The following is a 12,337-nucleotide window of genomic DNA, read 5'->3' on the forward strand; positions in this document are numbered from 1 at the left end:
GTTTTAGCGCCGGCCGTGCAACCGGATGGTGGCGTACGGGCGGCTGGGGAGATTACCCGCCGTCCAGGACTCGTCCGAGGGCTCCAGCGGTATCTGGCCACGGCCGTCACGGATCACCAGGGCGACCGTACCGATCATGGCCGCCACACAAGCCCAGCCCAGCAGGATCAACACAACAGCCGTAGCCACAGACATCGCCATGCACCTCGCCACTTAGTTTTACCGCCGTGGCTTGGGCGCGGCGCTGGCTGTGAGAGTGGGTTTGACGGCGCAAAAAGGCCCGAGGTCCGGCATCCGGAAGCGTGCTTCAGAGCGACGAAGGAGCAGCACGCGTGGGCCCACGCCGTCAGGGATCCCCGCGGCCGAGCTTGCGAGGATGGGGGGACGGTGGGGAGGATGCCGGCCTCGGGCCGGACGCTTCTTGGGACTTTGCGGGGTTAGCGGGAGCGCTGGCGGAGGCGCTGCATGTCCAGGATCACTACGGCGCGGGCCTCCAAGCGGAGCCAGCCGCGCTGGACGAATTCGGCCAGGGCCTTGTTAACTGTTTCGCGGGATGCGCCCACCAGTTGGGCCAGTTCTTCCTGGGTGAGTTCGTGCGCCACCAGGACGCCGTCCGTGGCCGGGCGGCCAAAGCGGTCGGCCAGGTCCAGAAGGGCCTTGGCGACGCGGCCGGGAACGTCGGAGAAGACCAGGTCCGAGAGGGAGTCGTTGGTGCGGCGCAGGCGGCGGGCCAGTGCCTGCAGCAGCTGGGCCGAAACCTCGGGGCGGGTGCGGAGCAGTGTGTTCAGACTCTCGTTCTTCAGTCCGGCCAGGCGGGTTTCGGAGACGGCCGTGGCTGTCGCGGTACGCGGGCTCGGATCAAAGAGGGCCATTTCGCCGAAGAGTTCGCCCGGGCCAAGGATGGCCAAGAGGGATTCCCTGCCATCCGGAGACGTGCGGCCCAGCTTCACCTTGCCGGAGACGATGAAGTAGAGCTGGTCACCCTGGTCGCCTTCGCGGAAAACCGAGGCTCCGCGGGAAAGGTCCACCTCGGTCAGCTCGTCCGTCAGCAGACGGAATGCTTCGTCGTCGAGCGTGGCGAAAAGGGGTGCTCGGCGCAGTACCTCGATGTCCATAAAATCTCCTGAATAAAAAGTGTCGGCTGTGGCGCTTGTGCCATTGTTTCAGAATTTTCAACGTTCTGTGACGTACTTGGCAGCCGAAACGCCCTGAAGCGCTGGGCCGGAAGCCGATTTGAGCCGTGCAAGGCAACTGAAGCCGCATTCCTCCGGAGCTTATCCGGAGGATCTGCGGATAATGCGGAAGCAGAATCCGAGCCGGTGGGGACGCACAGAATAATGTCAGCCGACGCCACTAGAATTGGGGTTCAACTGTTTATAAGGAGCCTTAGTGTTTGGCCTGACTGTTCTGGACCTGGTACTGATCCTGGCCCTGCTGTCGTATCTGGGCTACGGCCTGCGCAACGGGTTCCTGGTGACATTGGGCGGAATCGCCGGGTTCGCCGCTGGCGCCGTGGCCGCCTTTTTCGCCGTACCCCTGGTCAGCGGCTTCGTTGATGATTCCGGGTGGAGGCTGACCGCCATCGTAGCCGCCGCCGTCGTCCTGATCGCCGTGGGGCACGGAGCAGGCACCATGATCGGCCGGAAAATCCGCGGCACCGTGCGGATCAGGCCGCTTCGTGCCGTCGACCGGCTGATCGGCGGGGCCGTGAACGTTGCGGTCTCAGCGCTGATCATGTCCATGCTCGCCTTTAGCGTCAGCTCCCTCGGCGTCCCCTTGGTGTCCCAGCAGTTGGCTGAATCGAAAGTCATCCGGTTCATCGACGGCATGACGCCCACCCCGGTCAAAGCCACTATGGCGCAACTGCGTTCAACGGTGATCGGCAACGGCATCCCCACCCTCCTGGAGGGCCTCGATCAGGGCCAGCCGGTGGTAGTGCCCGACGCCAGCACGGACACGCCCGCCCTGAACCGCGCCGCAGAATCAGTCCTTAAAATCGCCGGGACCGCCTTCGAATGCGGCCAGAACCAGACCGGAACCGGATTTGTCGTCTCACCCGGAAGGGTTGTGACCAATGCCCACGTCGTGGCGGGCGTGTCGCAACCCGTTGTGGAGGTCCCTGGCGGCAGTGCCATGCCTGGACGGGTGGTCTATTTCGATACCAGGCACGACCTCGCTGTCCTGGCAGTTGATGGACTTCCCGCCGAGCCGCTGGCCCTGAGCCCGGACCTTCCCAACGGCAGCCCGGCGGCCTTCGCCGGCTATCCGCACGGCGGTCCATTCCTGTCCAAACCGGCCACCGTGCAGGACATCACCACGGTGCTGGTGCCGGACATTTATGGAAACAGCCCAGCACCCGAGGAGATCTACCGGCTCGCTGGGGACATCCAGCCCGGCAACTCGGGCGGGCCGCTGCTGACCACGGAGGGCTTGGTGGCCGGTGTGATCTTTGCCAAGGCGACATCAGACACAGAACTGGGTTTCGCCATCACTATGGATGACCTCAACCCGGTGGCGTCCCAGGCTCCCGGCCTCAGTGCGCCGGTATCCTCCGGGCAGTGCATCCAGAAGTAACAGTGCATCCAGTAGCTGCAAGGGTCAGAGCCACTCCAGGCTTTGGCCGTGCGGGCCGGTGATGGCCACCGGGCTGCCGTTATGAGTCAGCAGGAACCTGCCAAGGATCCGCTGCGCGTCAATCTCGGGGACCACGTTTGAACCGTCCTCCTGGTAAATGACCATGTGCCCCTCGTTGCTGAGCCAATGGACGCCCCGGCTGGCGGCGAGATGCTGCATGGTCCGCCGGAATTCGGTCCGGCCGGCGGCGGTCAGATAACCCATCACCGCGCTGTGGAAGACCACCAGTGCTGCATCGTCCGGCGCCTGTGTGGCGAGTTCCAGCAACCGCTCGTTCAGGTCGCCGGCAACGAGGTGTGGCGGATCCTGCCGGGCGATGGCGACGGCCTGCTGGAGCCGTGCGCGCCGAAACTCCTGCTCCGGCCACACCAGTGCCTCTAGCCACGCGACGTCCCCAGGATCCCCCACGTCCAAGGGATTCAGGTCGATGCCGGCCCGCCACACCACGGACGGGAGCGAGGCCGGCAAAGGTACCGGGCCGGTGGTGGCGCAGTTCAGGATGGGGACCCCGGCCGGGGCTCCAACGTCCGGGCCGGGAGATAACCGCGTGACTGTGGTGCCGTCGTCGTACTCGTAGCCGTACCGGTCCGGGTACAGCACCAGGCCCGCTGAGGCGCCCACCTCCAGCAAAGCCAACGGCTTACCCTCAGCCTCCGAGATGGCCGCCAGCGACGGCAGCAGCGTGGCGCAGCGGCCTGCCTCGTTGGTCTGCGTGGACCGGGAGAGCACAATCCTGCTGACATCGTCCCAGCGGGCGTTGAGGAAGTCGCGGAACTGTTCAAAGGGGCCCGGCACAGCTCCGAGGTACCGGGCGGCGGCAAGGAGCAGGTTGGGCTGGCGTTTGTCATGCGGCCACCGGTCAATGCGGGCGATGATCTCCGGGTCGTCGGCGATCCCCAGAGTCCATTCGGCGTAGCAGGGAGAGGAACCGGGCGCTTCCACGCTGCCAAAATGCCGGTACCACGCGGCGGTCATGGCTACAGCACTTCGGCCAGGTAGTCGATGGCGAGCTTGTAACCGAACACTCCGGCGCCCACGATGACAGCAGCGCAGACGGGGGATAGGAAGGAATGGTGCCGGAACTCCTCGCGCTGGTGCACGTTGGTGATGTGGACCTCGACGGCAGGAAGCTGAACCGCTGCGAGGGCGTCACGCAAGGCCACGGACGTGTGGGTGAAGGCACCGGCGTTCAGCACAATGCCGACGGCGGTGCCGCGGGCTGCGTGGATGGCGTCAAGGAGCACGCCCTCATGGTTGGACTGGACGCATTCCACCGTGAATCCATGGGCCTCAGCGGTGGCACCGGCCAGCTGCTCGACGTCGGCGAGGGTGGAAGTGCCGTACTTTTCCGGCTCTCGGGTTCCCAACAGGTTGAGGTTGGGGCCGTTGATCACGAGGATGGTGCCACGCCCGGCGGTCTTGGTACTGCCGCCTGGGAGGCTCTGATCGGATTCGTTCATGCTGCCAACTTTAGGTGATGACGGCTGGCGACCCGTTGGCGCCAGCCTGAGCGCCGGATTCTGCACCATCATTCGTCCGGTGTGGTTCCACCGTGCCGCCATTCCAGGAGGCGTGGGACTGGGCCAGCAAATGATGGAGCAGAATCCGACACTATAGTGCGGTGAACCTCAGCACGAGGGCATGTTCCGGGTTCAGGATGGGCATCGGCAGGCCCACTTCGGCCAGGAAGCGGCCGCCGGCGACTGCTCCGTCGGCCAGCCATGACGGCGGCCTTACTTGCGTGTAGGTGTGGGCGTAGTCAGCGTCTCCAGGTGTCGGGAAGATGGCCTCCACCCGGTAGGTGCTTTCAGGTTCGAGCCCGGGGATGGTGATGCGGCCGGTCTGCTCAGCGAACGCGGTGCGCGTGCTGACCAGGGCGAACAGAGCCGCCGTTGTGCCCTGTGCAGGTCGGGCCGAATCGGTTCCGGAGGCCACTACGCCGTGCAGGAGCAGGGAGCCGTCGGCAACGTCCGCGCGCACCATGCGCCCGGAGTGGATGAGATCGCGATGTTCTTTGTACAGCCCAATGAAGCGCTTGAGCTCGTCGCGCTGCGCACCCTGCACCTCCCGGACGTCCCACTCCATGCCGAAGTGGCCAAACAAGGCCGTGATGGCACGGAAGGACAGGTCGTGGGTGCGGGCTGTGGTGTGCGAGGTGGTGGGGCCGACGTGGCCACCCACCAGTTCGGGCGGGACCACCAGCCCGGTCCAGCGTTGGATGGTCTGCCGTTCCAGGGCATCGTTGCAGTCCGAGGCCCAGATCCGGTCCGTGCGTTCCAGGATCCCCAGGTCAACGCGGGCGCCGCCGGAGGAACAGCTTTCAATCTCGACCCCGGGATGGGCCTTCTTGAGTTCGTCAAAGAGCCGGTAGGCGGCCAGGGTTTGCTCGTGGACGGAGGAGCGTCCGGCGTGGCCGTGCTCCAGCAGGTCCCGGTTCTGGTCCCATTTGAGGTAGCTGATGTTGTTCTCGCGCAGGAGCGCGTCCACGCGGTCGAAGATGTACTGCCACGCTTCGGGGTTCACGAGGTCGATCACATGCTGGTTCCGCCACTCGATCGGCAGGCGGCCGCCGTCCTTGTGCGATATGGCGGCCGGGCCGACGATCCATTCGGGGTGGGCGCGGGCTATGTCGGAGTCGAGGTTGATCATCTCCGGCTCAACCCAGAGCCCAAATTCCATTCCGCGGGATGTCACGGCGTCGATCAGCGGCGCGAACCCGTCCGGCCACAGCGCCTCGTCCACGTACCAGTCGCCAAGCCCGGCGTTGTCGTGGCGTCGCCCGCGGAACCAGCCGTCGTCGAGGACAAATCGTTCCACCCCGAGCTCGGCGGCGGAATCGGCGAGCTCGATCAGGGTGGGCAGGTTGTGGTCGAAGTAGACAGCTTCCCAGGTGTTGAGCACCACGGGGCGGGGCTTGCCGCCGCCCGCGGCGGGGAGCACGTGGTGGGGGCGGGAGCGGAACCAGCTGTAGAACGCTTCGCTGATGCCGTCCAGGCCGCGGTCGGAGTAGGCGGCGAACAGTGCGGGAGTGGTGTAGCTGGCACCTGGCTCGAGGATCACTTCGGCAGGGCCGAGGAGCTCCGAGCCGCCGATCATGGTGCGGCCGTCGCCGATGCTGTCTGCGAACTGCTCGTGGTTGCCGCTCCAGGCAAGGTGCGTGGCCCAGACCTTCCCGTGGCGGTTGCCGAATCCAGCGGTGCCGGCGGCGAAGAGCAGCGAGGAGTCGTGTCCGGTGCGGCCATGCCGGCCGGCGCGGACCCAGGTGCCTTGCTGGATGGGGCGGCGCTGCGGGTGGCGTTCCCGGCACCAGCGCCCGGTCAGGTCAAGGAGTTCGACGGCGTCCGGGGCCACCGGGAGGACAGTTGCCAGTTCGTCGAGCTGATAGGGCGTGGTGCCGTCGTTGGTGACGGTGTGACGCAGCTCCAGCAGGCCGCCGTCGTGCAATGTCACCGAGGACAGGACGCTGAGGCCGGCCTCGGGATCGGACTGGACGATGGCAGCGGAGTTACCCTCGGCGGTCGTTGTGACGACGCGGAGGCGGGCTGAGAAGTCGAGGCCGGAGACGCCGTCGGCGACGCGGTGACCGCGGAGGGCGGGACGGCCACGCCAGCTGGAGGACGCCTGCGGCAGGAGGCCGGCGGGTACGGTGGCGTCGATGGCGGAGTGCGGGATCGGTTCGCCGAGGATGGCGAGGTCCGGAAGTGGGGCGTCACCCAAATCGGCGCCCCAATGGATAATCTCGGCCTCCCCGCTGTCGAAGCTGATCACCAGGCTGGTGCCGGCGGTACGGAGGTGGAGCGAATCCATAGATATATCTCTTTCGGTAATCATGGTGTGCGTTCACTGACGCAGGACGGTGGTGGTGCTGTGTTGGGTGTGTGGAGTCCGGATGCCGCCGCCGCGATGAGGGAACGGCGGCATCCGGAGCCGATGACTGCGGCCACATCCGCAGGCACGTTTTTTGGTGGACCAGGCCTACTTGAAGAGCGCGTTGACCTGTTCGTTGGCCTGGGTCAGGGAGCTGGCGGGCGCCTTGCCGGACACCACGGCGTCCATGGCGGGCTCCATGATGCCCTTGACCTTGGCTGTGTTATCAGTGATCGGGTACAGGAAAGTGGTCTTGTTCTTGACGTGCTCGGTGAAGGCCGTCACGTCCACACCCTTGGCTTTGAAGGCTTCGGCGGCCTTGTCGGAGGAGGTCTTCAGCGCCGGGAAGACCACGGCCTTCGAGGCCACAACGTCCTGGCAGTCAGCGGAAGCGAGGTACTCCACCCACTTGATGGAGGCGTCCTTCTTCTTGGTGCCTGCCCAGATCGAGTCAGCCAGGCCGTTGAACATGGAGGCGCGCTCGCCTTCCGGACCAACGGGAGTCGGGGCGATGCCCACCTCGATGCCCTTGTAACTGATGTACTGGCCGGTCATCCACGACCCGTGGGCGTTGATGGCAGACTTGCCGGCTGCGAAGGTGTCTGCCATCGCGGCGCCGACCGTGGTCTCCAGCTTGGGCATGTAGCCCTTCTGGGCCAGTCCGGCGAACCAGCCCATGCTTTCCTGGAACTTGGGGTCGTCGTAGTTGTAGTGCGTGCCCCACGGGTTCTTGTCCGTGTGGGACCAGCCCGTGGTGTTGGTGAGGTAGCTCCACTCCGTCTGGCCGGAGGAATCTCCTCCGCCATTGAGGCCCAGGCCGTAGACGGCGACATTGTTCTTGTCGAAGCCGGCCTCGTCGCCGCGCTTGCCGTTCTTGTCAACGGTCAGGTGGGCGATGACCTTTTCGTAGCTTCCGCCATCTTCGGGGTTCCAGGTGAGGTCTTTCATCTGGTCTTCGGTGATGCCGGCGCTGGCGAGCATGGCCTTGTTGTAGAACAGGCCGATGGTGTCCCAGTCCTTCGGCAGGCCGTAGCGCTTGCCGTCCTGGCCGACCCAGAGGTCCGCGAGGCCCTCGTTGTAGGCGGTGAGGTCTACGTTGTCTTTCTCGACAGCGTCGTCGATGGGCAGCAGCTGCTTGTTTGCGGCGAGCTCACCGTAGCGTCCGAGGTGGTTGGTGAAGACGTCCGGGGCTGTGCCGCCGACAAAGCCGTTGGTCAGGGTGCTCCAGTAGTCGTCCCATCCGCGCTGGGTGATCTTGACCTTGATGTCCGGGTTGGCTTTGGTGAAGTCGTCTGCGCACTGCTGGTAAGCGGGCAGCTGGTTGGCGTCCCACAGCCAGTAGCTGATCTCGCCCTTGGCAGACTCTGCCGAGGACGATGAGCCGCCGCCACAGGCGGACAGGGACAGTGCCACGGTTGCGGCGACGGCAACGGCGCCGAGGGTTTTCTTCATGGTTCTACTTTCCGTTCGGGGGATGCGATGGGCTGTTTGGGGTGGGGAAATTTACTTGATGCCGGAGAAGCCGATGGAGTTGACGATCTTCTTGCCGAAGGCGGCGAAGAGGATCAGGACGGGCAGGGCCGAAATGAGGGTGGCGGCCATCAGGCCGGACCAGTCCGGGGCTCCCTGCGGGGACTGTGATTTGAAGACACCGAGGCCCACCTGCAGGACCCGCACGTCATCCTGGGAACCGACCAGCAAAGGCCAGAAGTATTCGTTCCACTGGCCGATGAAGGTGAGCAGTGCGAGGGTGGCGATGGGGGCAGCGGCGTTGGGGAGAACGATCTGGAAGAAGATGCGCAGGTGCTTGGCGCCGTCGAGCATTGCCGCCTCTTCGACTTCCCGGGACATGTTCAGGAAGAACTGGCGCAGGAAGAAGATGGCGAACGGTGTCATAAAGACGTACGGCAGGACCATGCCGAGCATGGTGTTGAGCAGGTCCAGGTTCTTGATGAGCAGGAAGTTCGGCAGGGCCGTGAAGATCGGCGGGACCAGCATGGTGCCGAGGAACAGGCTGAACACCAGGTTCCGTCCCTTCCAGCGCAGCCGGGCAAAGGCGTACGCAGCCATCGAACTGAAGAACACGGCTCCGGCGGTGGTGATGGAGGAGAAGATGATGGAGTTCCGCAGGTAGAGCCAGAAATCGATGGCGGCACCGGAACCGCCTTCCGCGACGGCGTCGGCTGGGCTTTGCAGCCCGAATACCCGCATAAAGGCGCCGAAAGTGAATTCCGCGGGAAGCAGGCTGGCCGAGTTGGAAGCCAGTGCCGAGTTGGTGGACAATGCCGTGCGCAGCACCCAGAGGAAGGGCAGGACGGAGACCGCGATGGCCAGGACCAGGAGGGCCCAGGCACCTGCCCGGCGGGGGTTGAACGGACGACGGCGGCGGGTTGAGGCCGGCAGCGGTGCGCGGCTGGTGGTGGTGGTCATGCGGGGCTCCTAGTCCAGGTCCGACTCGTTGCCCTTGAGGAACTTCATTTGGATGAAGGCCACGAGGGCGAGGATGAGGAAGAGAATGACGGCAATTGCAGATCCGTAGCCGAAGTCCGACTCGGTGAAGGCACGCTGGTAGATGTAGTACTGGATGACGCGGGTTGCGTTGACCGGCCCGCCGGCGGTGGTCACGGCAACGGTGTCAAATACCTGGAACGAGCCGATCACCGTGACAACCAGGACCAGGACCAGCACCGGCCGCAGCAACGGAATGGTGATTTTGCTGAAGGTCTGGAACGGTGACGCGCCGTCGAGTTTGGCCACTTCGTAGACGTGGCCAGGGATGGCCTGGAGCCCGGCGAAGATCAGCAGGGCTGTGTAGCCCATGTGGCGCCACGTGTTGATCAGAGCCTGGGTGGGGATGGCCCACTCCTCGCTTCCGAAGAAGGCGACCCTGGGGAGGCCGGACCATTCGATGAACTGGTTGACCACACCGATCTGGTAGTCGAGCATCCAGAACCACAGCAGCGCCGCGATGACGTTTGACATCAGGTAAGGCAACAGCAGTGCGCCGCGGATGAGCGTGGACTTTGCCACCTGGTGCATCAGGAGGGCCAGGCCCAGGGCCAGGGCGGTCTGGAGGACGATGTTGAGGAAGACGTATTGGCCCGTGACCGCCAGGGAATTCCAGAACAGCGGGTCTTTGGCGATGGCCGTGTAATTGTCCATCCCCACCCATTCCGGGTCACCCAGGATGTTGTACTCCGTGAAGCTCAGGTACACACCGCGGATGGTCGGGACAACGTAGAAGAAGACGAACCCGATCATGGCCGGGGCGATGAAGAGGAGGGCGATCTTGAGGTCGCCCAGCTGGCGGTAGCCGCCGCGCGGCATGGGGGCTCCGGGCTTGGGCGGGGCGGATCTCGTGTGCTTGGCAAGGGTGGTCATCGTCGACCCTTTCCTGACTGTGATGTGGATAACAACTGGTGAGAAATCTACACGAGTAGATTGAATGTGGCAAGAAGTATTTCTTGGCTTATTTGACAGGGATTAATCCAGTCGCTAGCCCATTGACTCGAGTAGATCCCAGTGTAAGACTGGGATTCCTGATGGACAGCGCTTGCCCGGCGCTCCTGCAAGCACCCGTGGAAAGAGGGACAATGGCGTTTTCAATCGGCGTAGTAGGAGCCGGCCAGTTCGGCGGCCAGTTCGCGCACCTCTTCAATCTCCACCCCGGCGTGAGCTCGGTGTATGTGGTGGATGAGCTTCCGGAGCGTGCCGCTGAGGCAGTGGAGCGCTACCACCTGGTGGGGGCAAAGGCGAGCTTCGAGGAACTTCTCGCCTCCGACGTCGATGCCGTGGCAATCTTCACCCAACGCTGGACGCACGGTCCCCTGGTGGAGCAGGCGCTTCGTGCCGGCAAGCACGTCTACTCGGCCGTCCCCATGGCCATTTCCGAGGACGAAATCGCCCGGATCATCGACGCCGTCCGTGAAACCGGCCTGGTTTACATGATGGGGGAGACCAGTTACTACAACCCCGCCACCGTCTACGCACGCAAGCAGCTTGCCGCCGGCCGCTTCGGGCGGATCTTCTACGCCGAAGGGGACTACGTCCACGACATGGATCTAGGGTTCTACGACGCCTACCAGTACAGCGGCGGCGAGCGTTGGAAGGAAACCGCCAGCTACCCACCCATGCTGTACCCCACGCACGCAGTCGGCGGAGTACTCGGCGCCGTCCCCGCCCATGCGGTCAGCGTCAGCTGCGTAGGAGTGAAGGATGACCGCAATGACGGCGTCTTTGACAAAGAAGTCAGCATGTTCGGAAATGACTTCTCCAACGCCACGGCCCTCTTTGAACTCAACGACGGCGGCGTGATGCGCACCAACGAGATGCGCCGGGTGGGCTATCCCTCGCACATCAGGGAGTCCCGGTTCCGGTTCTTCGGTACGGAGGCCAGCTTCGAGCAACTCGCCAAAGTCACAGTGTGGCAGGACAAGGAAAACGTCCACGATATTTCCGAGCAGTTCGAAACCCGTCCCAGCATGTCCCTGGACGACCCGTCCCTGGCGAACGTTGCCCCGGAACTGAGGGACGCGTTTGTCTCCGGGCTCTCGCCAGTCCACGACGCCGAACGGCTCCCTGAGGAGTTCCGCGGCGCACCAAACGGCCACGAGGGCAGCCACCACTTCCTGGTGGACGACTTCGTGACGGCCGTCAACACCGGGACGCTGCCACCTGTCAATGCCTGGGTTGCCGCGCGGTTCACCCTTCCCGGCATTGTGGCCCACGAGTCAGCCCTCCGCGGTGGGGAACGGCTGCCCATCCGTGACTTTGGCGATGCCCCGGAAATTCGATAGCTAGCATTGACATCATGACGATTCCAGCAGTGCAGGCCCCGCGCGGCCCGGTGACGCGCAAGGACGTTGCCCGGTACGCCGGCGTCAGCACCGCCGTCGTCAGCTATGTGGTGAACGGCGGGCCAAAGAAGGTGGCCCCCGTCACCGAAGCGAAGGTCAAGGACGCCATCCGCGTCCTGGGCTACCGCCCCAACGCGGCGGCCCGCGCCCTCAAGCTGGGCTCCAGTGAGACCCTGGGGCTTGTGGTCCCGGACATTTCAAATCCTTTCTTCGCTCTGTTCTCCCACGCGGTGGAGGATGCAGCGGCCGACTTGGGCTATGCCCTGGTGCTGAGCAACTCAGACGGGAACCTCGCCAAGGAGCGGCGAAATATCCGCAACTTGGCTGCCCGGCAGGTGGATGGGGTGCTGTTGGCCAGCGTCCTCTTTGAGCCCGATCTGGAGGTCCTGGAAACGGCAGACATCCCCTCCGTACTGCTGAACCAGGAACGGGATGCCCCCGGTTTCAACAGCATCGGTGTTGATCTCGCAGCCGGCGCCCGGATCGCAGTCCAGCATCTGATCAGCCACGGCCACACCAACATCGGCCTGGCAATGGGTACCAACGTTTCCGACAGCACAGATGGCCGTGAGGTCGGTTGGCGGGAGGCCTTGCAGGAAGCGGGCCTGCCGGAGGGGCCCATCGTGTACAGCTCATTCACTCGGCCCGGCGGTTATGTTGCCGGGCAACGCCTTTTGGCGTCGATCAACCGGCCAACAGCCATCTTTGCCACCTCTGACATGCAGGGGATCGGTCTGTTGCGGGCGATCCATGAGGCTGGCCTCTCGGTGCCGGGCGATATCGCAGTCGCCTCGTTCGACGGTTCCATTGAGGCCGAATACTCATGGCCACCGCTAACTACGGTCGAGCAGCCCGTGGCCGATATGGCAGAGGCCGCCGTGGCCGCCCTCGTGGCCGCCCGACGCGGCGAGAAGCCCCGGCACCGCATCTTCGCTACTAAATTGCACGTCCGCCAGTCCTGCGGCTGTCCCTAGGGAAGT

General features: G+C 64.5%; 11 protein-coding genes. 3 read left to right on the top strand and 8 right to left on the bottom strand.

The genetic code is table 11. The features are described from left to right. Positions 1–3: 3 nt before the first annotated feature. A complete protein-coding gene (locus V9L17_RS11615; RefSeq protein ID WP_337351539.1) occupies positions 4–201 on the bottom strand; it encodes a hypothetical protein in 198 nt (65 codons plus the stop codon). Positions 202–437: 236 nt separating this feature from the next. Beyond that, complete coding sequence (locus V9L17_RS11620; RefSeq protein WP_131135058.1) at positions 438–1,115, bottom strand: Crp/Fnr family transcriptional regulator; 678 nt, start codon at positions 1,113–1,115, stop codon at positions 438–440. Positions 1,116–1,389: 274 nt separating this feature from the next. Between V9L17_RS11620 and V9L17_RS11625 the strand changes: the two genes are divergently transcribed. Further along, positions 1,390–2,574 carry a MarP family serine protease gene (locus tag V9L17_RS11625; RefSeq protein ID WP_337351540.1) on the top strand — a complete coding sequence of 395 codons (1,185 nt, stop codon included), beginning with the start codon at positions 1,390–1,392 and terminating at the stop codon, positions 2,572–2,574. Between the two features lie 24 nt (positions 2,575–2,598). Here the strand turns inward: V9L17_RS11625 and V9L17_RS11630 are convergent, their stop codons facing one another. The 6 genes from V9L17_RS11630 to V9L17_RS11655 all read right to left on the bottom strand — a co-directional run bounded on the left by V9L17_RS11630 (position 2,599) and on the right by V9L17_RS11655 (position 9,882). Further along, entirely contained in the window at positions 2,599–3,609 is a 1,011-nt protein-coding gene (locus V9L17_RS11630) for a DUF2332 domain-containing protein (protein WP_337351541.1), read from the bottom strand. A gap of 2 nt (positions 3,610–3,611) precedes the next feature. Continuing rightward, positions 3,612–4,094, bottom strand: coding sequence for a type II 3-dehydroquinate dehydratase (gene aroQ, locus V9L17_RS11635; protein WP_337351542.1), 483 nt, complete (start codon positions 4,092–4,094; stop codon positions 3,612–3,614). 151 nt (positions 4,095–4,245) lie between these two features. Continuing rightward, complete coding sequence (locus V9L17_RS11640; RefSeq protein WP_337351543.1) at positions 4,246–6,441, bottom strand: alpha-galactosidase; 2,196 nt, start codon at positions 6,439–6,441, stop codon at positions 4,246–4,248. Between the two features lie 168 nt (positions 6,442–6,609). After that, the gene (locus V9L17_RS11645) at positions 6,610–7,953 is read right to left on the bottom strand and encodes an ABC transporter substrate-binding protein (protein ID WP_337351544.1); all 1,344 of its coding nucleotides are present in this window, start codon (positions 7,951–7,953) and stop codon (positions 6,610–6,612) included. Positions 7,954–8,004: 51 nt separating this feature from the next. Next, positions 8,005–8,931, bottom strand: a complete 927-nt coding sequence (locus tag V9L17_RS11650; protein ID WP_337351545.1) for a carbohydrate ABC transporter permease — start codon at positions 8,929–8,931, stop codon at positions 8,005–8,007. 9 nt (positions 8,932–8,940) lie between these two features. Beyond that, positions 8,941–9,882, bottom strand: a complete 942-nt coding sequence (locus V9L17_RS11655; protein WP_436478137.1) for a carbohydrate ABC transporter permease — start codon at positions 9,880–9,882, stop codon at positions 8,941–8,943. Between the two features lie 212 nt (positions 9,883–10,094). Between V9L17_RS11655 and V9L17_RS11660 the strand changes: the two genes are divergently transcribed. Together V9L17_RS11660 and V9L17_RS11665 are read left to right on the top strand one after the other, a co-directional pair. After that, positions 10,095–11,297, top strand: coding sequence for a Gfo/Idh/MocA family protein (locus tag V9L17_RS11660; protein WP_337345975.1), 1,203 nt, complete (start codon positions 10,095–10,097; stop codon positions 11,295–11,297). Positions 11,298–11,311: 14 nt separating this feature from the next. Next, positions 11,312–12,331: a LacI family DNA-binding transcriptional regulator gene (locus V9L17_RS11665; protein ID WP_337351546.1), complete on the top strand. Its 1,020-nt coding sequence runs from the start codon at positions 11,312–11,314 to the stop codon at positions 12,329–12,331. Positions 12,332–12,337 lie beyond the last annotated feature (6 nt).

This window comes from Pseudarthrobacter sp. CCNWLW207, assembly GCF_037203945.1.
GTDB lineage: Bacteria > Actinomycetota > Actinomycetes > Actinomycetales > Micrococcaceae > Arthrobacter.